At 38.5% G+C, this 22,864-nt stretch carries 25 protein-coding genes; 3 read left to right on the forward strand and 22 right to left on the reverse strand.

The genetic code is table 11. The features are described from left to right. Positions 1 to 106: 106 nt before the first annotated feature. The 10 genes from LJY09_RS12175 to LJY09_RS12220 form a co-directional block, all read right to left on the reverse strand. On the reverse strand, positions 107 to 2,068 hold the full coding sequence (locus tag LJY09_RS12175; protein WP_155010151.1) for a GTP-binding protein: 1,962 nt from the start codon (positions 2,066 to 2,068) through the stop codon (positions 107 to 109). A 116-nt stretch (positions 2,069 to 2,184) separates the two neighbouring features. Next, a complete protein-coding gene (locus LJY09_RS12180) occupies positions 2,185 to 2,376 on the reverse strand; it encodes a hypothetical protein (protein WP_028413266.1) in 192 nt (63 codons plus the stop codon). Between the two features lie 295 nt (positions 2,377 to 2,671). Continuing rightward, entirely contained in the window at positions 2,672 to 3,466 is a 795-nt protein-coding gene (locus tag LJY09_RS12185; protein ID WP_028413265.1) for a formate/nitrite transporter family protein, read from the reverse strand. Between the two features lie 188 nt (positions 3,467 to 3,654). Further along, positions 3,655 to 3,999, reverse strand: coding sequence for a Na-translocating system protein MpsC family protein (locus LJY09_RS12190; protein WP_013057171.1), 345 nt, complete (start codon positions 3,997 to 3,999; stop codon positions 3,655 to 3,657). 396 nt (positions 4,000 to 4,395) lie between these two features. Further along, the gene (locus tag LJY09_RS12195; RefSeq protein ID WP_028413264.1) at positions 4,396 to 4,587 is read right to left on the reverse strand and encodes a hypothetical protein; all 192 of its coding nucleotides are present in this window, start codon (positions 4,585 to 4,587) and stop codon (positions 4,396 to 4,398) included. A 118-nt stretch (positions 4,588 to 4,705) separates the two neighbouring features. After that, positions 4,706 to 4,897, reverse strand: coding sequence for a hypothetical protein (locus tag LJY09_RS12200; RefSeq protein WP_028413263.1), 192 nt, complete (start codon positions 4,895 to 4,897; stop codon positions 4,706 to 4,708). 101 nt (positions 4,898 to 4,998) lie between these two features. Further along, complete coding sequence (locus tag LJY09_RS12205) at positions 4,999 to 5,562, reverse strand: MFS transporter (protein WP_028413262.1); 564 nt, start codon at positions 5,560 to 5,562, stop codon at positions 4,999 to 5,001. Then, complete coding sequence (locus tag LJY09_RS12210; RefSeq protein WP_028413261.1) at positions 5,559 to 6,995, reverse strand: FAD-binding protein; 1,437 nt, start codon at positions 6,993 to 6,995, stop codon at positions 5,559 to 5,561. Before LJY09_RS12210 ends, LJY09_RS12205 begins: the two co-directional genes overlap by 4 nt. A gap of 198 nt (positions 6,996 to 7,193) precedes the next feature. Then, positions 7,194 to 7,331, reverse strand: a complete 138-nt coding sequence (locus tag LJY09_RS12215) for a hypothetical protein (protein ID WP_014459963.1) — start codon at positions 7,329 to 7,331, stop codon at positions 7,194 to 7,196. Between the two features lie 79 nt (positions 7,332 to 7,410). After that, entirely contained in the window at positions 7,411 to 9,393 is a 1,983-nt protein-coding gene (locus LJY09_RS12220; protein WP_028413260.1) for a methyl-accepting chemotaxis protein, read from the reverse strand. Positions 9,394 to 9,542: 149 nt separating this feature from the next. On the opposite strand from LJY09_RS12220, the gene LJY09_RS12225 reads away from it, so the two are divergent. Continuing rightward, positions 9,543 to 9,767 (forward strand): hypothetical protein, encoded by a 225-nt coding sequence (locus LJY09_RS12225; RefSeq protein WP_014459961.1) that lies wholly within the window; start codon positions 9,543 to 9,545, stop codon positions 9,765 to 9,767. Positions 9,768 to 9,802: 35 nt separating this feature from the next. On the opposite strand, the gene LJY09_RS12230 is transcribed toward LJY09_RS12225, so the two are convergent. Then, positions 9,803 to 10,303 carry a metallophosphoesterase family protein gene (locus LJY09_RS12230; RefSeq protein ID WP_155010149.1) on the reverse strand — a complete coding sequence of 167 codons (501 nt, stop codon included), beginning with the start codon at positions 10,301 to 10,303 and terminating at the stop codon, positions 9,803 to 9,805. Between the two features lie 156 nt (positions 10,304 to 10,459). On the opposite strand from LJY09_RS12230, the gene LJY09_RS12235 reads away from it, so the two are divergent. Both LJY09_RS12235 and LJY09_RS12240 read left to right on the forward strand, forming a co-directional pair. Next, positions 10,460 to 10,759: an iron-sulfur cluster assembly accessory protein gene (locus LJY09_RS12235; protein WP_155010148.1), complete on the forward strand. Its 300-nt coding sequence runs from the start codon at positions 10,460 to 10,462 to the stop codon at positions 10,757 to 10,759. Between the two features lie 148 nt (positions 10,760 to 10,907). Then, entirely contained in the window at positions 10,908 to 12,017 is a 1,110-nt protein-coding gene (locus tag LJY09_RS12240) for a metallophosphoesterase (RefSeq protein ID WP_155010147.1), read from the forward strand. A gap of 20 nt (positions 12,018 to 12,037) precedes the next feature. Here the strand turns inward: LJY09_RS12240 and mug are convergent, their stop codons facing one another. The 11 genes from mug to pxpA all read right to left on the reverse strand — a co-directional run bounded on the left by mug (position 12,038) and on the right by pxpA (position 22,786). After that, complete coding sequence (gene mug / locus LJY09_RS12245) at positions 12,038 to 12,550, reverse strand: G/U mismatch-specific DNA glycosylase (protein WP_028413256.1); 513 nt, start codon at positions 12,548 to 12,550, stop codon at positions 12,038 to 12,040. 68 nt (positions 12,551 to 12,618) lie between these two features. Beyond that, positions 12,619 to 13,956, reverse strand: a complete 1,338-nt coding sequence (locus tag LJY09_RS12250) for a coiled-coil domain-containing protein (protein WP_033579068.1) — start codon at positions 13,954 to 13,956, stop codon at positions 12,619 to 12,621. A gap of 586 nt (positions 13,957 to 14,542) precedes the next feature. After that, on the reverse strand, positions 14,543 to 15,352 hold the full coding sequence (locus tag LJY09_RS12255) for a uroporphyrinogen-III synthase (RefSeq protein WP_099331026.1): 810 nt from the start codon (positions 15,350 to 15,352) through the stop codon (positions 14,543 to 14,545). Positions 15,353 to 15,379: 27 nt separating this feature from the next. After that, positions 15,380 to 16,144, reverse strand: a complete 765-nt coding sequence (locus tag LJY09_RS12260) for an IclR family transcriptional regulator (protein WP_033579070.1) — start codon at positions 16,142 to 16,144, stop codon at positions 15,380 to 15,382. 131 nt (positions 16,145 to 16,275) lie between these two features. Next, entirely contained in the window at positions 16,276 to 17,640 is a 1,365-nt protein-coding gene (accC, locus tag LJY09_RS12265) for an acetyl-CoA carboxylase biotin carboxylase subunit (RefSeq protein WP_155017277.1), read from the reverse strand. 28 nt (positions 17,641 to 17,668) lie between these two features. Further along, positions 17,669 to 18,130, reverse strand: coding sequence for an acetyl-CoA carboxylase biotin carboxyl carrier protein (accB, locus tag LJY09_RS12270; RefSeq protein ID WP_098999360.1), 462 nt, complete (start codon positions 18,128 to 18,130; stop codon positions 17,669 to 17,671). Between the two features lie 22 nt (positions 18,131 to 18,152). Continuing rightward, a complete protein-coding gene (locus LJY09_RS12275; RefSeq protein WP_155010145.1) occupies positions 18,153 to 19,148 on the reverse strand; it encodes a 5-oxoprolinase subunit C family protein in 996 nt (331 codons plus the stop codon). Continuing rightward, positions 19,145 to 19,900, reverse strand: a complete 756-nt coding sequence (gene pxpB / locus LJY09_RS12280) for a 5-oxoprolinase subunit PxpB (RefSeq protein ID WP_099331031.1) — start codon at positions 19,898 to 19,900, stop codon at positions 19,145 to 19,147. Before pxpB ends, LJY09_RS12275 begins: the two co-directional genes overlap by 4 nt. A 17-nt stretch (positions 19,901 to 19,917) precedes the next feature. Continuing rightward, positions 19,918 to 20,709, reverse strand: a complete 792-nt coding sequence (locus LJY09_RS12285) for a putative hydro-lyase (protein ID WP_099331032.1) — start codon at positions 20,707 to 20,709, stop codon at positions 19,918 to 19,920. Between the two features lie 52 nt (positions 20,710 to 20,761). Next, positions 20,762 to 21,925: an NRAMP family divalent metal transporter gene (locus LJY09_RS12290; protein WP_224980581.1), complete on the reverse strand. Its 1,164-nt coding sequence runs from the start codon at positions 21,923 to 21,925 to the stop codon at positions 20,762 to 20,764. Positions 21,926 to 22,024: 99 nt separating this feature from the next. Next, on the reverse strand, positions 22,025 to 22,786 hold the full coding sequence (pxpA, locus tag LJY09_RS12295) for a 5-oxoprolinase subunit PxpA (protein ID WP_098999362.1): 762 nt from the start codon (positions 22,784 to 22,786) through the stop codon (positions 22,025 to 22,027). Positions 22,787 to 22,864 lie beyond the last annotated feature (78 nt).

A 22,864-nucleotide genomic window follows, 5' to 3' on the forward strand; every position in this document is an offset into this window, starting at 1 on the left:
ATCACCTCATTTTTTAGAAATATAAGTAAACTATACTATAATGTGGTTTTTATTGTAAAGGTAAGGTATGGAGAAAAAACACTGTAGCAATTGCTACAGTGTTTTTTTATAAACAGTGCATTTTTTCTTCTGCTTCTTTCCAAGGAACCGTATATCCCTGTCCTTTGGCGCAAAAGACAGAGGATGAGCTGTATTCCGGATCTGCCTCTTTATTGTAGCGGATTCGTTCAATAACTTCTTCTTCATTATGACAACGTTCATACCCTCCGAATAATAGAGACATCGCTCCTTTTCCGTGCGTAAAAGATGCTAGCGTCGAACCGTAGTTCATAAAAGTAGCAACAGGAACTTTCCCTGTAATAATCGCTTTGTTTTCGGTTGTTACAGGAGAATCAAAGCGGCCGTGTGCGCTTTGAACATCAGCTAATACCCTCCCCATTTGATCAATATCCACTTTAATTTTAAAGTCATAATACGGTTCTAGCACAATATTTTTGGCTTTTTCTAACCCTTGTCGTAATGCTCGGTACGTTGCTTCTCTAAAATCTCCTCCGCTTGTATGCTTGTTGTGAGCTCGTCCGGTACACAACGTCACTTTTAGATCAGTAGTAGGCGACCCCGTTAGCAAACCGTGATGCGGCTTTTCAAATATATGCTGACGGACCAGATTTTGATACCCAACGGATAAATCATCGGCGTGACAAGCATTTTCAAAGGTAATTCCGCTGTTTCGTTCCGCTGCTTCTATTCTCAAGTGAACTTCTGCATAGTGTTTCAACGGTTCAAAATGCCCGTAGCCCATCACTGTATTTTCAATAGATTCTTTGTACAAAATTTCTGGTTCTTCAAACTGTACGTTTATATTAAAGCGTTCTTTTATCAGTTTTTCGAGAACTTCAAGCTGAATGGCTCCCATCACATGAATATGAAGCTCTTGAGTCCTTTCTTCCCACGTCACATGTAAAGAAGGATCTTCGGCATCTAATAGTTGAAAAAGTTTAATTCCTTCTTTTGGATGAACAGAAGGCTCAAAAACAACTTTTGATTTTAACGTAGGCAAAAGTTCATAGGAGCGGCTTTCTTTTAACGTTCCAAGACCGTCTCCAACGGATGCGGAAGTCAATCCTGTAACTGCAAAAAGTTCGCCGGCTGAACCTTCATTTACGTTTTTGAATGTGCTTCCGTTATAAGCACGAATTTGAGTGATTTTTTCTTCGTATAGCTCTCCGTTTTTTTCATAAGCCACTTCATCACGCACTTGCAGTGTCCCGCTTAGAGCTTTGATAAACGTGATGCGCATGCCGTTTTCATCGTGCCGAATTTTATATACACGCCCTGAAAATGCTTCTTCCTGCGAGTAGTGAGTTTCTGTTAGCAAATCGAGCTTTTCTAAAAAACTTTCAATACCGATGTCTTGCAAAGCTGAGCCACAAGCACACGGGAAAATCTGATTGGCTTGAAAAAGCTTTTGCATAGCCGCTTTCCAATAAGCTTGATCATTCTTGCCTTCCATAAATGCATCTAAAAGCTCTTCATCTTTTTCAGCTGTAAATTCAATAAGTTCCTCACTTAACGAGCCGTCTATAAGCTCTGAAGTTATGTCAAAAACATCAGGGGTTAAGTTATGTTTAATATCATTTATAACACGTTCAGGATCTGCTCCTACACGATCGATTTTATTGATGAAAAAGAATACGGGCACACGATGTTTTTGAAGCAGCTGCCAAACCGTTTCTGTATGCCCTTCCACTCCCTCGACTGCGCTTAAGATAACAATCGCATAGTCCATCACTTGAATAGAACGTTCCATTTCAGGTGAAAAATCGACGTGGCCAGGTGTATCAATTAAATAATAAGTAGAACCGTTATATGAAAAAGTTCCTTGGTCAGCAAATACCGTAATGCCCCGTTCTTTCTCAATCGTATGAGTATCAAGAAACGAATCTTTGTGGTCAACTCTTCCTCGCTGTTTAATACTTTTTGTGTGGTAAAGAAGCTGCTCGGAAAACGTAGTCTTCCCTGCATCCACATGCGCTGCAATACCGATTGTTTTGTTGAATTGTTTCATTGTTAAATACCACCTTACTGCTGTATGTATAGCTGTTACTTTCTATTTTATAATAATCGTAAGAAAAAGTGGATGACAAAGGCCTAGAGCTGCTTACATCAAAAAAGAATGCGTGATTAAACATCGCATTCCTTTTTTTTACGGTGTTTGATATCTTTTTTGCCTTTTGCTATAAAAATAGCTGCTATAAGGCACCCAATTCCAGATAAATGCATGATGTTATTACCTGTTGCGCCTAGACTGTTACTGGTCAAACCAACTAAAATACTACCAAGTATAATCAATAAAACAGCAAGCATGAACTTCATTTTTTCACTCTCCGTTAGCGTTAGTAAGTTATTAAATATGATTTGCATATGAATCATATAAAACAGTAAGTAGTACTAGATATTCAATTGCGAATGTATTAATCAACATCTAGTTAACCATAATATTATTATGAAAATAATAGTGTGGATTCAAACGCTCATGGTACCATATTCTAATCGATTTATATGTTATCATACATAAATTGTTAAAAGTACATTTTTTCACCTTTCACTATCAAAAAAGCAGCCTCTTTACTAAGAGACTGCTTTTTTAATGACAACTGATAAATCCTGATTAAGAAGCTTTTTTTAATCGTTCTTTTTGTTTCTGTTGATAAGAAGAAAAATAAATAAGGCCTACAAATACAGCTCCACCTATCATATTTCCAATAAAGGTAGGGATAATATTTGTCATAAAATCAATCCATGTAAAATGACCTGCAAAAATAGCAGCGGGAATAATAAACATATTGGCTACAACGTGCTGAAAGCCAATCGCAACAAATGCCATAATCGGAAACCAAATACCAAGAATTTTCCCCGTAACGTCGTCAGCGCCGTATGAAAGCCAAATAGCTAAACATACAAGCCAGTTGCAGCCCACGGCAGAAATAAGCGTTTTAAAAAATGAGTCGTCAATTTTAGCTTGAGCAATTGCTACCGTTTTATCTAAAAAAGGCCCCGTTTCTGTTAACCCGACAATATGTCCAAAGAAATACGCAATAAATACGGCACCTAAAAAGTTAGCAAGCGTGACCCAAAACCAGTTATGAAACAAGTGACGAAGCGAAATTTTTCTTGCATACAGGGCAATGGAGACAGACATCATATTCCCCGTAATGAGCTCTGCTCCCCCAAGTACTACCAGCATAAGACCTACAGGAAAGACGGCTCCTCCTAAAAGATTTGATAAACTTCCCCATTCAGCTGGTAAATTACCAATGACGCGCACATCTAGTAAAAAACCAAGCGCAATAAACGCGCCTCCTAGAAACCCAAGCATAAGAATAGAAGAAAGGGATAACTTCGTCTTTGAAACCCCCGATTCTAAAGCGATGTTTAACATTTTATCCGGCTTGTGAAATGCCATAAAACTCCTCCTTAATTAAAAAAGGCAGCACTCAAAAACACCTTTTACACAAGGTTTTTGAATGCTGCCTAATAATCCTGCACTTTCTTTACAGTATATCAGTCATCATTATTTATAATAAAATCAAATAAAAAACAAGCAGATCCTACTTCTCTTTCATTTAATTAAATTATGTATTTTGCGTTGTTCTACTGAATATTAGTTTCAAACACAAACACAGAAACAGCAATATCTTCTTCCACTTTGATATCAGAAAATAAGTACTCCAGCTTAGCTCCTAACAAGTCTTCAAGCCCCTCTGGAGGAGATGAAGCATAAAGGTTTTGAATAAGCTTCGTTCTTGCCATATGTACCGTCTCTTTACCTTCGGTTGTTCTCGCGATAAATTGTTCAGCTGGCGTTAAGTTGCCGTACAAAGTTGAAATAGCCATGTTTTGAACGAATACAGTATGAATTCGTTCTGGACCTTTTCCAAAAAGTTTTTTGCGCAGCTTTCGGATAATATCATTAAAATCATGTATTTTTTTAGACACCGGTGTATGCCTCCGCTTATCTCGAGTATGTCTGTCCTGCTCATTCAAGTTTTCAACTAAGAATAAGTTACATTATACATGACGACGTTTACATTGTATACAATGTATCTGTTTTATTCTTATTAATCCAAACAATTGCAAAACTTTTACGGAATGAAAAAAAATCCTTCACTTATTAAAGTGAAGGATTACCTTTATATCTCTACTTAAAGGTTACAAATGAATTCTCAGTTATCAAAGAAATAACCAAGAACTTTGACAAGATAGCATGTCAAAATAGTCAAGTGGTATGTTTGTACCAGTACTTAATGCTATCACGTTAAAGTCATGGAATCCACTTAGTTTACTTTCATAATACTTTATTTAATTTAAATATTCTTTTTTGATAGGTAGCCCTTAATCTTCATCACGATCTGCTCTAAATTCATCATCAGATAATGAATTTAGTTGATGGCTAAGCTTTTCGTAGTTATCTTGTTTTTGATTTTGTTGTACATCATTAGATATAGGAGTTTTACTAGAAACAGTAGATTTTTTTCTAGTCTCTTCGCTTCCGCTAACTCCAACCCCGACATTGTTATCTGTCATCGGATTCACCTCTTTAACTGTTATTATGGAGAATTGCTCTAAAAAAATAACAGGAAACAAAAGGGACTCCGACTTAGCTAATAGCGGTCCAAGCTTCCTTATTTAACCTAAACCGTATTTAAATAAGGAAATGACCTGCTTTAACTCCATAGACAATACCGATAAAAAAACTTGCTATACCTAGTGTTTGACTTTTACATACATACTTTATAGTTAAGCCTGGAATCAGACCCCATATAATGATGAAAATAGCGAACGATACTATAATAGAAGACCATGCATCTTGCCCTGATATACTTATACCTTGCATAAACGTTTCTCCTTTCAGTACTTATATCGGGAGAACATAAATTTTTTATAGTATCTTACTGTACGAACTAAAAAATTCAGGTGACCTGTCCATATATGCTTTTACAGCGAATGGTGGTGTTCAAGCTCGATTGTTTTTGGTTTTTGCCATATTAATACCCCTGCCGCTACGTACATAAACGAAGTGATGTAAAAAAGGCTTCCGATTGTCAGAAAATCAATGATATACCCTGTTGCAATAACGGCCAAGGCTGCCCATATAGAGGTCCATAAATGATAGTGTCCTACTTGTTTTCCTGTGTGAGCACGATCTGTCTGCCTAGATAACGCTATTTTTTCTGCTGTTTTTTGAAGAGCTCCAAGCAGACCCATTATAATTTGAATGATATACACCTGTGTGATCGTTGTTAAAACAGGAATCACAATCATAACAACGGCCATCCCAAACGTATATAAAAGAAGCAAGCGCTTTTCTCCTACTCTGTCACTCCATGAACCGATCAACGGATGACTCAAAGCTGCGGTTAAAGCAAAAATTCCGTAAGCTAAGCCAAATTGTGAATAGCTATCGCCAAGATTTCGAAGCAGTAAAAGGTAAAAAGGAAACACAATACTGCTTGCGGTAATCATCAGGCTTTGTGAATGTAAGAGTTGTTTGTACGTCATTTTCCATACTCCTTATAAAATAAATTAACGAACGTTTCGTTCCGGTCATATTTTCTTTTCAAATTAAAAAAGGCGGTTGTATGAGGGTAAGCCTCTTCTAACTGCTTCTTGCTTGGGTAGCCGTAGTAAGGCAAGTAATAGCTTCCCTGATGCTGCAGCGTCACATCCACCATTTTTCGGACAACTCTTTGTGTATCAGAGATGCCTTGATTGTCTCTTTTCTGGTTAATAAGTAAAACAAGAGCAAACATATCGTCTTTTGCATAAGACATGACGGCTTTATTATCCTTCTCTACATAGCGAACGGTAATGTTCAATAAATTTAATTCCTCAGTTGATAACACTTGACGTAAATCCTCGATGTAAGAAGCAAATTCATTAACTGGAACAAAGTATTCTTGTAAAATTTCCGTCCGGCTAGCACTTTCGTATTCCATAAAATCACTTTCAGAACGCATAACATTATTTCTTGTTTCAAGCCGTCCATTTTGTTTTAAGAAATAAGCCTTTTGTGTTTCCCACAGCATATCTTTTCCCCAGTCGCTGTATCGAGACAGTCCTAGCATAAATTTAGGAAGCGCCACTATTTTTTCTGTTTTGAGCGGTTCGTTTGCAGTAGAAGTATTTTGAGAAGATAAACGGTAGTTTGTGACGTACATATCTGTTAGCAATTGATTAGGAGAAACAGAAATACGCGCCATATGCATACGAACGTCAGGATTATGCTGTACGTAGTTTTTAAAATACGCTGTATACTGCCTATAATCTAAGCGAATAATTTCATCTTCGTACCATTCATCATCCGTTAAACGAAGCGTCACATCTAAAATGACCCCAAATAACCCGTAGCCTCCGTTTACTAAAGAAAACAGCTCGGGGTGTTTCGTCCGGCTAATTTCGATAATAGATCCGTCCGCCTGCAGGAGACGCATAGATTTGACCGTATCCATTAAAGAACCGTATCGAATATCTCTGCCGTGTACGTTCACGCTAATAGAACCTCCAACGGTAAAAATATTTTGTGATTGCATAACTTTAAGAGCAAGACCGTCTTTATGTATATATTGCTGAATATCATTCCACGTTGTCCCGCTTTGAACCGTAATTTCTTTTTGACGGGGCTTGTAATCTATAATTTTATTGTACTGCTTCATATCAAGTAAAATAGCATTAGGATAGTATGTCTGCCCTCCTTGGCTGTGCTGCATGCCTGAAATCGCTATTTTTTCATGATGCTGTGAAGCGGTTTTCACCCAATTTTTCAGCTGTTTTTCAGTGGTTCCATGCTTTATTTCTTTGACTTTTGTAGGAAGAAGCTGCGCAACATCCTCCGTTACAGGACGGGTTTGCTGCTGTTTATAGATATGATATGAGGTATACGAACCTACTAGATAAAAAGATAAAAAAGATCCTAACAACAGGTTTTTCTTCATCACAAACTGTAAGCTCCTTTCTTTATTTCTGTGAAATTATACCATACAAAAAGTGAAATAACACTAATATAGTGTATTTTTACACTATATTATAACTTATTTTGAGAAAGTATATGAAAAAATCTTGTAATTTAATGTATGTTAACCTTATTGAAACAAAAAAAGAAAAGACCTAGTGTCTTTTCTTTTTTTGTTTTTTTATTTTTCAGCTTCGTATGCAACTAAAGCTACTCTTTTTCCCAACGTTTGTTGAAACTGCTCTTCTAGTTGTTTAAGCTTCGCATGCATATCATCGTTAATTGAAGCTGGCTCAAAGGTCATTTTTGTTTGCTCCATCAGATACTTTCACCTCTTTCGTGTGTGTATGTTCTACTTTTTCCAATATAAAAGAGGTCTATGACGATTTGACGAAAGTTTACAAATTAAATTTGCTAATGAGTGCTGTCAATTGTTCTGCCATTTGAGACAGAGATTGTGCGGAAACAGCAATTTCCTCCATTGAAGCCAGCTGCTCTTCAGTTGATGCAGCCACTTCTTCAGATGTAGCTGCATTTCCTTTAGCAAGGATTGCCATTTCACCTGCTGTACGAGCCACTTCTTCTACCGCTGCTGAAATTTGCTGAGCAGTCGCAGCCACTTCTTCTACTTGCGGAGTCGTTTCATTCATGCTGCTTAGAATTTGTTCGAATTTTTGAATAGCCGTTTGTGATATTGTTCGTCCTTCTTCAACTTTGTTTGTAACTTGCTCCATTGTATGTACAGATTCCTGAGTGTCTTGTTGAATAGCTTGAATAAGCTCAGAAATTTGAGACGCGGACACTTGTGATTGTTCTGCCAGCTTTCTTACTTCTGCTGCTACAACGGAAAACCCTTTTCCATGTTCTCCAGCTCGTGCCGCTTCGATTGCAGCATTTAAGGCTAGTAAATTTGTTTGAGCAGCAATGCCGCTGATTACTTCTAAAATGGTTCCAACTTCTTTTGAACGTTGAAACAAAGTACGAATCGTTGTATTAGATAGCTCGACGGACTGAGAAATGGATTCCATTTGTTCGACCGTTTCTCTCACGGCTTTTCCACCTTCTACCGCTTCAGACGTTGTGTGATTTGATAGCTGAGAAACAGTTTCTGTACGCTTGGCAATGGTATAAACTCCTTGTACAATCTCATCTAAAGAAGCTGCATTTTGGTCAATAACAGACGTTTGTTTTTCTGCACTAGAAGCCACTTCTTGTATCGCAACCGATACTTGTTCAGTCGCAGCGCTCGTTTGCTGTGAACTGGCCGTTAGCTCTTCTGAAGAAGCAGCCACTTGTTCTGCACTCATTTCAACATTTTGAATTAATGTACGAAGGTTGTTTTGCATCTGACTAAAAGCATACCCTAACTCGCCGATTTCATCCTTTGAATTGACGGTAATCGCTGTTGTCAGATCTCCTTCACTAACGCTTAGAGCCTGATTCTTAAGCTGTTTGAGCGGTTTAATAATTGATTGCAACACCACAAAAATGGTAAGACTACCTATTATCAGACAAGCTACAATAATAAATAGTGTTTTGTAAAAGATAGGCTGTGCTGCTTCACTCACTTCTGATGAATACATAGTGCCTGCAACTTTCCAGCTTGTTGTTTTATTTGTCGTAAAGACCATCTTTTTTTCATCACCGTTAAAGGTATATTCAAAGAATCCGGAGCTCTTTGCATAAAGCTTGTCAAAAAGAGAATCTGTTGCTTTTGTACCTGCTTTTTCCGTAGGGTGAACAATATATTTTCTTTCTCCATCTAAAAGAAATGGATATCCTTTTTCTCCGATTTTCACTTTGCTGACAGCTTTATTGATGCGGCTTATATCTAAATTTAAAGCAATAACCCCTGTGCCATCCGCCGTTGTTTTTGCTACAGTAATAACGGTTTGACCTGTAGAGGCTGAGGGATAAGGTTCAGTGACAACTGTTTTCCCTTTGTTCTGCATGGCTAGCTTGTACCAATCTCGTTCTCTGGGATCATAGCCTGCTTGTGTCACTTTTTTAGGCGCTTGAATAAACTTCCCCTGCTGATTTCCTGTAAAAATGCTGACGGCTTCTGGATGAAGCGAAGCATATAAGTTAAAATCTTTGCTTAAAGTAGCCATATCTTTTTCATTGTAGCGCTCGTTGTTTACCACTGATGCAAAAAACTCTACATCATGAATTTTGGGTCCAATGGTATCGTCAATCACTGAATTAATGGACTGTACATTTTGCTGTGCTGTGTTAATAATTTGGTTTTCAATTTCATGTTTCGCTGTTATGTAAGCTGATACACCTATCGTAACAGATGGCACTAATAAGATCGCTGCAAATGCTAGCCCTAGCTTTATCTTGAAGTTATTAAGGGACCTTTTTTTTCTTACTCTCTCCATGCTATGTAGCCTCTCTCTCCGTAGTTAAAAGTAATCGTGCACTTCCTTTCTATCGGCAAGACTTCATATTCCTTTAGTCATCGAGTGTATACATAATTAACAATGGGAGTGAAAAGATAAGAGTACGATAAAAAAAGTAGGTGATTTTAATGGAAGAAAGTAAAAACAGCAAGTCTTTTTCAATGTTTGAAACAGAAAAGGTTCAGCGCGGAGAAGAAAAAGATATTTTTAATATCTATAAAGAAGGAGTAAAAATTGCGGAAGTAAGAGGAACGGATCCTCAAACTCAGCAGGTTATTCCGATGCATGACTTAAACGACTATGAAGAAAATAAGCTTCACGAATATATCGCTCATTTAGACCACACAACGTAAACGTAAAAGTGCTAAAACAAGAGTCCCCTCTTGTTTTAGTCTTTAGAATCATAAAAAACATGTTCAAAGTGCAGCGTGTCTTTTTGTATGTACAGCAGTCCAAACGAAAATTGCTTTTGACGCCGCTTGTCAGTAGCAGAACCTGGATTAAACAATGTAATATCACCAATTTGTTTATGAACAGGAATATGAGAATGACCAAAAATTACTGCATCGACTTGTTGATGTTCAAATGCCAAAAGTGCACGTTTTTCAGTCGTCTTTTCTTTTCCATGACCGTGGACTACGCCAATCATAACATCATCAAACGGAAGAAGTAATGAAGTTGGAAGTACTTGCTGAAGCTCTTCACTGTCTACATTTCCAATCACACCGTGTACAGGAGCAAAAACGCGCAGTTCATGGTAGACATCTATCGTTTGAAAATCTCCGGTATGAATAATCGCATCAGCTGTTTTCAGTTCAGCTAGGAGTCTTTTTGGAAAATGTTTCGCTCTTTTGGGAATATGAGTGTCACCTAAAATAACGATCTTCATTTATGATACGCTCCTTTTTCATTCAATATGGTGTAGTGTAGCGTATTACGTTGGAATGAAGCAACTCTATACGGAGCGTCAGGCAAAAAATTTCTCTTTTTCGTTTAAGTTTGCGAAAATACTTTACATACTAAGTTACAGAATGGAGTTTTCGAAATGGAAGTAAAAATTAATCGAAACGCAGCAAAAGTGTTAAAAAATGCATTGGCTAGCCCAGAAGGTCAAGGAAAAATGATTCGTGTATATGTAACTATCGACCACGGTGATCACGTGCATTATGATTGGAAATTCGATACGCCGACTGAACATGATGAAATCGTAAAAACAGATAAAGATATCGATATCGTTTTAGATAAACGCGAGAAATTTTTAGAAGGCGTATGGATTCAATATTTCCACGTTCCAGAGCCTGAATTTGTGATTAGCAGCCTTCACCACGCGCATCACCATCATTAATACAAAAAACACACCTTGTTTTATAGGTGTGTTTTTTCGTTTGTGTGACAAGCAAAAATTTTATTGATGAGAAGAAGAGATAAAATTTTGTTGAAGCAATAAAAATGAGCTATAGTGGAATTACGGATGAAAGAAAAGAGGTTAGCGTATGAAAGTAAGTGTGTTAGTAAGATCTATTTTAGTTGTTATTTTATATAATTTATTCGTTCTGTACATCGGATGGAACGCTTGGATGTGGCTTCACACAATGTTTGAAGTGGAAAACAAATGGATTCTTACGGTGATCGTTGTCTTTTTTGCTTATTCCTTTATCATCAGTCGTGCGTTTCAACAAGTGAGCATATTTAAAATTGTGGGATCGTACTGGTTAGGATTTATTCAATATTCGGTTCTTTTGCTTCCTATAGGCAATCTAGCCGTATATATTCTCGCTTTTCTAGGTGCTTCGCTTTCTACAGCTATCGATTCAATCGGACTTTTTATAATTGCCGCTTTTTTATTCATTTTCGCCTACGGTACGTATAATGCTTACAGCCCTGTGGTAAGGAAATATACGATATCAGTTGCTAAAAAGACGAATCGAAAAAACCTCCGCATTGCTGTAGCATCCGATATGCACTTTGGCACATTGTCCGGCAAAAAACATTTGCAGAGGTTAATTACTCATGTACAAAAGATACAGCCAGATCTTATTTTACTTCCTGGAGATATTATTGACGATGATCCCCACGTATTCTTTAAAAAAGAAATGGATTATATGATGAAGCAGCTCAAAGCGCCTTTAGGCACATATGGAATTTTGGGAAACCATGAGTATTACGGCGGGAAGATTCCTCAGTTTGTGGAAAGAATGAAAGAAATGAACATTCCTATTTTAATGGATGAAGTCTTAAACATAGGTGATAGCTTGTACTTAATCGGAAGAAAAGATAAGACGGATAAAAACCGAGACAGCTTTTTCGATTTAGCCAGTGAAACGAATCGTTCTCTTCCGGTCATCGCGATGGATCATCAGCCCCTTTCTTTAAAAGAAGCGGAACAAGCAGGCGTAGATTTACTTCTATGCGGTCATACTCACAGAGGACAAATGGCACCTAATCATTTGATCACAAAGCGGTTATTTGAAATTGATTGGGGCTACAAGCAAACTAATCAACTGCATACCATTGTCTCTTCAGGATTTGGCTTTTGGGGTCCTCCGCTTCGAATCGGAAGCCGATCAGAAATTATTCAAATTGATATTACATTTACAAAATAGAGAAAGCCCTAGGGCTTTCTCTATTTTAATGTACGCAGCAGCTTCGGAAGCTCTGCGTAAATAGCCACTACTTCATCTACTTTCATCCGAACGAGTCCGCTTGAAGACGGGGCAACAAAATCCATTATTCCTGATACCATCGATTCCTCTTGTTTGCCCCACTTTACTTGCTTGCGTCCGCTGTACTGCTGATAAACGCCTTTTCCAACAAAACAAACGATTTTAGGCGTGTATGTAGCGATTTTTTTCTTTAAGATTTCTCTGCCTTCTGCATATTCTTCTTTTGTAATCTCATCAGCTGCCTTTGTAGGCCGCTCTACAATATTTGTTAAACCGTATCCTAGCTGTAACAGCGAGTGATCTTCTTCTGGATGATATTTACGATTTGTTAAACCTGCTTTGTGAAGAATTGTCCAGAAACGATTGGTTGGATTAGCAAAATGATGACCCGTTTCACCGGAACGGATGCTTGGATTAAAACCGACAAATAAAATATCTAAGTTGGGCTGTATATGATCAAAAATAGAGTTCATAGGCATACGCTCCTTACAATGTAAAAAGAAAACATCCAATTTGGATGTTTTCTCTTTACTATACCCTATTAAATACGAACTACGCGTCCGTTGAATTTTTGTTTCCAGTAGCCGCTGCTCATGTTTGCAATTGCAACACCTGTTGAGCTTTGAGCACCGATGAACTTGCCTCCGCCTACATAAATACCAACGTGTCCGTCTTTTTTATATGTATCGAAGAAAACAAGATCTCCAGGCTGCATTTGACTAGAAGACACTTGCGTTCCAGCATGCTTTAACGTTTCTGTACTTACAGATCCAAGAGGCCCAAGGTTAACACCAACTTGAGAATATGCCCAGTGTACAAATGACGAGCAGTCAAATAAACCGTGGTTAATATCAGACTGGCTGCGTCCTCCGCCAAATACGTAAGCAGAGTTTCCAATCCAGCGGTTTCCTACCGTTACAACATTGCTAGCTTTTGGAGCCGGAGCGCTTGTAGGTGCAACATCATTGCTGCTTGCTTTTGGTGCTGCTTTAGGAGAAGGCGAATCAGCTTTTTCAGCTGGTTCCGCCGCTGCTTTTTGAGCTTGTTCGGCTGCTTTCTTAGCTGCCTCTTTAGCTGCTTGTTCAGCTGCTTTTCTTGCTGCTTCTTCCGCCGCTTTTTGATCTTTAATATTTTGTTCAAGCGTAGACTGTTCATTCGCAAGAGAGCTGTCTTTTGATTGTAGAGAAGCTTTTAGTTCTTCATTTTTTGCTTCTTTATCTTTTAGTTCTTTTGCCAACGCATCTTTTTGTTTCTTTTGAGCTGCTAGCTGGACAGTCATTTCATCCAGTTCTGCCTTCATATCTTCTAAGCTTGCCAGCTTAGATTTAACATCTGCTTGTTTTGTTTTTAGTTCGTCTTGCATATTTTTAGTTTCTTTTAAAATACCGCGGTCTGCATCTACAATAGTCGAAACAGCTAGCGCGCGGTCTACAAAATCACCAAAACTTGAAGAACCGAGTAAAACTTGTAAATACTCTACGTTACCGCCGCTTTCTTGCATGGAACGTGCACGATCTTTTAAAATATCATTTCGCTTTTCAAGTTTTTCTTGAAGCAGCTTAATTTCTTTTTCAAGCTGGTCTACTTGTTTAGACGTTTCTTTAATATCCGCTTCTGTTTTTTGGGCTTTTTTATTATTTTCTTCTTCTGCTAATGTTAATCGCTCAAGCTGTGCTTTCATTTGATCTTGTTCTGCTTGAAGGCGTGTTAATTCATCAGAAGCTGCTTTGATGTTAGATTGCACATCTTGGCGTTGATTTTGAATTTGAGATTTTTGTGATTCCATATCCTGAATGGTAGAGGCATACGCTGGAGTTGATAAAACTCCTCCTAGGCCTAATAAAACCGTTGTGTTAAGTAAAAGCATTTTCTTTTTCAATATGAATTCCTCCGCTTTCTCGCTCTGTTAAACTAGTAATTTCTAATTATGTATCAATATGTATAAAAGTCTGACAATTTATGTAAAGTTCACTGTATTTGTCGATAAATAGCTAAATATGCTAATGAAAATCTACGAAAATTATACCACGATAAACGTTCAAAAAAAGAATAACAATATTACAATTGTATTTCAGTAATGTAACATTTAACGCTTGTGTATACATTCCCTTCTTGCCTGCAAAAATATACCTTTATTTCCCCATACAAGCGAAAAATCTATCAAGCTTCAAACAGCAGTGCTTTTAGCGTTATAAAGTAGATAATTATTATTGTTTAAGCTGTTTAGATTTAAGATATTTCTAAAAGAAACGTAACAACTCTTTAACATATTCGTCTATTTTTACCCTTTATCTACCATTTTTACAATATTTGAAAATGATTTTCTGGAATAACAATGAATTTATTTCTATTCGATGTTTGAAGAAGTTCAAAAAGAGGACAATAGGCAATTTTCAAACAATATTCGACAACGCTTGGATGAAGCCATACAAAAAACCTTCTCGCCATGAGGCGAGAAGGTTTTTTTAATCACGCTGCTGATAATAGTGTTCTAAAGCTACAATTGCGCTTCCCATTCTTTCTTGGTCAGGAATAACAATACGATCTACTCCTTCTTCTTTTAAAGCAGCAGCGGTTACTTTCCCAACGGCCACAGCTACTACAGAGCTTTCAAAGAGTTCTCGAATGTGATCAGCTTGTCCGTGTTCTTTTGCAAACGAAAATAAAAAGCGGGCTTGGGGAGCGCTTGTGAAATTAACAGCATCGACTTTCCCGCTTGTTAATTCGTTTATAAGCTGTTCCATGACTTCTGCTTTTGGAGGAATATGCTGATACGGTAAAATCTCTTTAAATTGGGCTTTTTGATTCGAAAGAAAATCAATCAATTTTGGTGCAGGATCTCCGTGAAGCTGAAGCGCTACATGCTTTCCTTCAAAAGAAAACGAATGAAGCGCTCTGACTAGGCCCGCTGTACTTCCATCATCATCTCGAACGGTTGGAGTAACACCGAGCTTTTTTAACATATTTACGGTTTTATACCCACGTGCAGCAATATTAGCTGCTTGTAAAGAAGAAAGGAATTCATCAGCTAGTCCTAGCTTATCTGCTGTTTTATATAAAATTTCCGTCCCGACGCCTGTCGTAAAAATAAACCAATCATAATTTCCTTTTACCAGTTCTTTAATATCTGCTTCTAAGTGTGTGTCATCTAAAAAGATGGTTCCTTGTGCAGGTCGTACAAGCGGGGTCCCGCCAAGGTTTTCAACAATTTTGCTGATTTCTTCTACTTTACGCTGACCTACGAGTGCGACTGTTTTACCTTCTAATCGTTTCAATGGTTTACCTCCATTTTTCTATGTATGCTACTTTAATGAACCTTGATAACCGAGTTTTTCAGAAATTAGGCTCGCCGCTTCTGTTACTTTTTGAATAATGAACGGCAGTCTGTCTCCTTGAAATCTCGCTTCAATTCCCGCTACGCTAATGCCTGCAACCACTTCATTTTGATGATTTACAATCGGCGCGCTCACGGATGTTGTAAAGTTTTCTAATTCAGAGGTGCTAATGGTATACCCTTTTTCTTTTGCTTCTTTTAATACATTTCTTAGTTTCTTTTGATCTGTAATGGTTCCAATACCTATTGGAGTTAGCTCCGTTTGAGTAATATATGCCTCTTGTTCTTTTTCGGGTAAATGCGCCAAAATAATGCGTGAACAAGCTCCTGCATAAAGAGGTGAACGCCTTCCAATTGATGTATAGAGACGCACGGGATGAAGCGTATCTACTTTTTCAATATACATGGCTTGATCCCCATCTCGTACAATTAGATTAACCGCTTCTTCTACTTCGTCTCGGAGCGTTTCCATTACGGGCTTTGCGATATTTCTAATATCTAAGCGATTAGCCACTAGCTGACCAAATTGCAAGAATAAAAGTCCTAGCGAATAGTATCCTTGCGCGTCTTTTGTTAAAAATCCCATCTCTTCAAGCGAACCAACCATTCGATGCAAAGAAGTTTTCGGAACGCCTGAATATTCCATCATTTCTGTGAAGGTCAGCTTAGGGTGGTTGATAAAAAGCGTGAGAATCTGCATGGATTTAACGACTGTTTTATTGTTAGCTTGCATAAAACCTTCTCCCTTATTTGTGCGAATACATGTATTTGATAGACGTATAGCTTACTAGCTAATCATATGTTCTTTTTATTATACATGAAGAAAAAAAGGAAAGCACTCCCTTATAAGAGCACTTTCCTTTCTTACACCGTTTCTAGTTCTTTAATGGAAATAGGGTTACTTTCTAGAAATTTGGTTGTAAAATCCCCTTCCTTAAAAGAAGGATGATTCAGTAATTCTAAATGAAAAGGAATGGTTGTGTGAATACCTATAATGATAAATTCTTCGAGCGCACGTTTCATTCGTTGAATCGCTTCATTTCGGTCTTTCCCTGTTACGATTAATTTGGCCACCATTGAATCATAAAATGGAGAAATTTCATAGCCTGGGTAAACCGCGCTGTCTACACGAACGCCGTAGCCGCCAGGAGGTAAATACATCTCGACTTTTCCAGGAGAAGGCATAAAGTTTTTAGCCGGATTTTCTGCGTTGATTCGACATTCAATTGCCCATCCCTTTAACTGAACATCCCGCTGAGCAAATGATAGCGGGTAGCCTGCTGCTACTGAAATTTGTTCTTTAATTAAGTCGATATTTGTTACAAGTTCTGTAACAGGGTGTTCGACTTGAATCCGTGTGTTCATTTCCATAAAGTAAAAATGTCCGTGTTTATCTAACAGAAACTCCACCGTTCCCACACCTGTATAATCGACTGCTTTAGCTGCCGAGACTGCCGCCTTGCCCATTTTCGCACGAAGATTTTCATCTACTGCAGGAGACGGAGCTTCTTCTACTAATTTTTGATGACGCCGCTGAATCGAACAATCTCGTTCACCTAAATGAACTACATTACCTTCTTCATCAGCAATAATTTGAATTTCGATATGTTTCGGTTCTTCTAAATATTTTTCAAGGTATACTCCGCCGTTTCCAAAAGCTGTTTCTGCTTCGTGCTGAGCTTGACGAATCGCTTTTTCTAGCTCCTCTTCGCTATGAGCTAGCCGCATTCCTTTTCCGCCGCCGCCCGCTGTAGCTTTTACAATGATTGGATAGCCTATTTCTCTTGCTACTGGAATAGCGGTGCTGCTATCTTCAATCAGTCCTTCCGTGCCAGGTACAATAGGCACACCGGCTTGTTTCATTGTTTCTCTTGCTACAGCTTTTGCTCCCATTTTACGGATGGCTTCTGCTTTTGGACCAATAAAGGTAATATCATAGGATTCACACATCTCAGCAAAATCAGCATTTTCAGCTAAAAATCCGTAGCCGGGATGAACAGCGTCTGCCTTGGTTACTTGTGCTACGGTAAGCAAATTCCGAATATTTAAGTAGCTTTCTTTAGAAGACGTTTTACCAATACAAAATGACTCATCTGCTAGCTTTACGTGAAGTGCATCTTTGTCTGCTTCTGAATACACGGCCACGGTTGAAATTCCCATCTCTTTACAAGCTCGAATGATACGAACTGCAATCTCACCGCGGTTTGCGATTAACACTTTTTTGAACATAGTGGCTCCTCCTGACAATATGTATACTTTAATATGATTTTACGGTAAATAGAGGCTGTCCAAACTCAACAACATCTCCGTCTTTCACAAGAATTTCAAGCACTTCTCCTTCCATTCCTGCATCTACTTCGTTAAACAGCTTCATCGCTTCAATTACACATACAACATCTTTACGTTCAATAGTTTGTCCTACTTGAACAAACGGATCAGCGTCTGTTTCTGGCTTGGCGTAAAAGGTTCCAACCATTGGTGATAAGATTTGTTTTTCATTATTCTCTGTTGCGTTTACAGACATAGAATCTTGAGGCGTTTGCTCAGCAACAGCGGCTTTTACTTCCTCTGTTTTTACTTCTGTAACAGCTGTGTCTTCTAAAGGAATTCCCGCTTTATCAATGACAACTTTTGTTCCTTCGTGTTCAATATGGAGCTTTTGAATACCAGATTCATTCATTAATGAAACAACTTCTTGCAATTCACGTACGTTTATCATTTCTTGTCACTCCCGTTTTGTGTTATTTAGTTGACGCAAGGTTAATAGCAATCTTCAATTCTTGAAGCAGCTGTTCTTTTTCTAAATAGATTTTTTCTGCTTCATGAAGCGAAATATGAGAAAAGTAAATGGATTCTCCAGGTTTTACTTGAGCTAAAAGCGGTAAATCTGCTGTGATGACTTGAGCGATTTTAGGATATCCACCCGTTGTTTGACGGTCTGCTAACAGGATAATGGGATTTCCATCTGGCGGGACTTGAACAGAACCTTGTGAAACGGCTTCAGACAATAACTCTTTTTTTTCTTGAAGCTGAAGAGAAGGTCCATCCATTCGATAGCCCATTCGATCTGATTGATTTGATACTTTAAAGGGCTCTTTCATAAAATGACTTTTGCTTTCAGCTGTAAATAAATCAAATTGACTGCCATTCATAACACGGACACTTGGTTTCTTTGTAAAATGAACAAATTCTTTATAATTTACGGACCATGGAGAAGTATATACTCCGTTTATCAGTTCATTTGAAAGAAAAGCAGGCTTTGAACCAGCAGGAACAGATAGAGGTAAAACGTCCTCTGTTTGTAATGCTCTTCCTTTATAGCCACCAATTTTGCCTCTCAAATACGTGCTGTTACTATTTAACACTTCATCAATAGAAAATCCTCCAGCTACAGATAGATAGGAACGACACCCGGTTTTGCAAGGACCAAATGCTAAAGTGCTTCCTTTTGGAATAAATAAAGGTTTCCACATAGGTACTGGCTTTCCGTTGACCGAAGGAGTTAAATCTCCCCCCGTGATCGCTACTAAACAATCGCTTTCTATTTCAAGGGTAGGCCCCATTAGCGTAACTTCAAGTCCCGCTTCTTTTTCATCGTTACCAACTAGTAAATTAGCAATTCGGAGGGAATAAGAATCCATTGCTCCGCTTACAATCACACCGTGCTGCTGAAATCCTCTTCTTCCTAAATCTTGAATGCTCGTTAATAATCCGGCTTTACTAACTCTTATACTCATTTTTCACCCTCCTTTGCCTGCATTTCTTGATACTCTTCTTTAGAGATGGGTTTGAATTTCACAATATCTCCTGCCTGCAGCAAACTTGGCGGATTTTGCTCCGGCAAAAACAGCTTAATAGGTGTTTGACCAATTAACTGCCATCCTCCGGGAGTGGAAATAGGGTACACTCCTGTTTGCATTCCTGCAATACCAACCGAACCGGCAGGAATAGACGTGCGAGGAGACGACCGACGAGGCGTAGCAATTTTTTCAGATAATCCTCCAAGAAACGGAAATCCAGGAGCAAATCCAATCATGTACGCTAAGTATTCACCTTCAGAATGAATACTAATTACCTCTTCAGGTGTTAAGTTATGGTGACGAGCCACATATTCAAGGTCAGGTCCATACTCGCCTCCGTAGCAAACTGGAATGGAAACCGTACGATGGTCTAACTCTTTTTCTGTCTGTTCGTTCTCTAATTTACTTTGAAGGATAGAAGACACTACTTCAAAAGGAGACACAAATTCTTTTTTCTCCTTCTTTTTCACGGCTGCTACCACTTCAAGAGGGTTATAAAAGATCGTAAGGTTCGTAAATGCCGGCACGCATTCAATAAACCCAGGGAAAGGACTTAATTCTATCGAATCTTTACACGTTTTAATTTGTTTATGAATGTCATACTGAATACTATCTCCAAACGTTATAACAAGCGCTGAGTCGCCAAGCGGAGAAATAACAGCTGACGCTTTTGTTATGGTTTGATTCATATCTACACCTCTTTCTTTTATAAAACACCTAGTTTTTCATCTCGAATATCTGTAATAAACATATGTCCAGGAGCATGTGTAATCATAATAGAAGGTTTTGTTTCCATTGCTACTGCTTGAGGAGTTACACCACAAGCCCAAAATACGGGCACTTCTCCTTCCTTAATCGAAACAGCATCACCAAAATCCGGAGAGTGAAGGTCTTGGATCCCTATTGCAGCGGGGTTTCCAATGTGAATAGGTCCTCCGTGCACAGCTGGAAAACGTGAAGTTACTTGGGCTGCCCGTACTACATCTTGCTGAGGAATTGGACGCATACTAACCACCGTTGAGCCGTGAAATATTCCTGCTTCAGCGCATGAAATATTTGTTTTATACATAGGAACATTACAATTTTCTTCAATGTGACGAACAGGTATGTCGTTGTTTAAAAGCGCGTGTTCAAATGTAAAGCTACATCCGATAAGAAAAGCTACCATATCTTCTGTCCAATAGTCTGTGATATCAGTTACTTCTTTTACTAGTTCCCCATTTTCATAGATTCGATACTTGGGAAGGTCTGTACGAATATCTCCAGACGGAGCTGCAAACTTTGGCACCGGAGATCCAGCGTCTGTTACATCTAAAAGCGGACAAGATTTAGGGTTACGCTGACAGAACAATAGAAAGTCAAAGGCTTGTTGCTTTGGTAAAATAGCTAAATTAGCTTGAGCATAGCCGTTTGCCATGCCTGCCGTTGGGTGAATAAGCTGATTGTTACGGATTTGCTGACGAAGTTCAGCTGGAGTTAGCTGTGAAAGGGTTATCATATTTCTATCTCCCATCAGTGCCCGCACGCAACTTACGTTCGGGCACTTTGTTTTATTTAAATAATTGAGGAAGTTGATCCATTAACGTATAGCCGCCCATTAAAGCCATTACAATAACGACAAGTACACCAGAAATGGTAAGCCATAAAGGATGTTTATACTCACCAACAATGCTTTTTTTGTACGCAGCGATCAGTAATGTTCCTAGAGCGATTGGCAAAATTAATCCATTGATTGCTCCAACTAAAAGAAGAACTTTTACAGGTTTTCCAATTAAGACAAACGATAAAGTTGAAATAATAATGAACCCAATAATAATCCAGTTTGAGTTCTTATTAAGTTTTTCACTAAACGTTTGAATAAATGAAACAGATGTATACGCAGCTCCCACTACAGACGTAATAGCGGCAGACCACATGACAATCCCAAAGATTTTATAGCCAACGTTCCCTGCTGCGAGCTGAAACACGGATGCTGGAGGATTGGCCGGATCAATTTGTAACCCTTTAGATACAACGCCAAGTACAGCTAAAAACAAAGCGATTCGCATAACGGAAGTGATAAGAATTCCTGTTACAGAACTTTTAGTTACTTGAGGTAAAGAATCGATGCCTTTTACCCCGGCATCTAAAAGACGATGTCCGCCTGCAAAGGTAATATAACCACCAACAGTACCTCCAACAAGCGTAACGATCGCAATGATGTCGATTTGATCGGGTTTAAAAGATTTCACTACAGCTTCTCCAACGGGAGGTGAAGTAGTAGCTGCTACATATAGCATTAGCCCAATCATGACAAAACCTGCAATTTGCGTGAAGCGATCCATTGCTTTTCCAGCTTCTTTTACAACGAAGATTAGCACGGCAATAACTGCACTAATTGCAGCTCCGGCTGTTGGAGAAATACCTGTAATCGCATTTAATCCAAGACCGGCACCGGCAATATTTCCAATATTAAATGCAAGTCCTCCAATTACAATTAAAATAGCGAGCACGTATCCTAATCCGGGAAATACCATATTGGCGATTTCTTGTCCGCGTTTTTCAGAAACGGCAATAATCCTCCATACGTTGGTTTGAGCAAAGATATCAAGAATAATTGAAATTAAAATAACGAATCCAAAGCTTGCGGCTAAATTTTGTGTAAATACGGTAGTTTGAGTTAAAAAGCCTGGTCCAATAGCCGATGTGGCCATTAAAAAAGCGGCTCCAAGCATTAACGTCCAGTTTACTTTAGGTGCAGCCGAAAGCTTTTGCTGAGGTGTTGATTTTTTTATTGGCTCCAATATCATCTTCCTCCTGATTGTATGTAGTTTTTATTGTGAAATAGCCTTAACTACCACTTCTGATGCTTGTAAAGAACGGTTGACATGACGAGCAAATTCAAGTGCGTGAGCCCCGTCTCCGTGAATACAAATCGTGTCTGCCTGCAATTCTACATCCTTGCCTTGCTGAGATTTGACTTTCCCTTCTTTCACCATTGTAATAACTTGAGAAACAGCTTCGTCGTCATTTTCAATTAAAGCATTTGGTTCTGTACGAGGCGTAAGAGAACCGTCTAACTGATAGGTACGGTCTGCAAATACTTCGTTGGCCGTTTTCAAACCAATTCTGTTACCTGCTTGAATCAGCTCACTTCCAGATAATCCAAACAAAATCAGCTCAGGATTTACGTTGTAAACAGCTTTTGCTATTGCTTCAGACAACGCTTTATTTTTAGCAGCCATGTTATATAGTGCACCGTGAGGTTTTACATGCTGCATTGATAACCCTTCTGCTTGCAAAAAACCGTTTAATGCACCAATTTGATAGACTACGATATCGTAGGCTTCCTGAGGTGAAATATTGATGTTTCTGCGTCCGAAACCGATAAGGTCCTGTAGACCAGGATGAGCACCAATTTGCACTTTTTTTTCAGCGGCCAATTTTACCGTTTTTCTCATGACGCTTGGATCCCCTGCATGAAATCCACAGGCTACGTTTACAGACGTCACGTGTTCTAAAATGGCTTCATCATTGCCAATGCGATAAGCACCAAAGCTTTCCCCTAAATCACAGTTTAAATCCACTCTACTCAATGCGTTCTTCCCCCTTAAAAACTTCATTGTAAGCGTAATCATTTGCAGATAGTAAATAAAATCCAAGCTGAATTATCT

Source organism: Priestia sp. J2, from assembly GCF_020790095.1.
Classification (GTDB): domain Bacteria; phylum Bacillota; class Bacilli; order Bacillales; family Bacillaceae_H; genus Priestia; species Priestia zanthoxyli.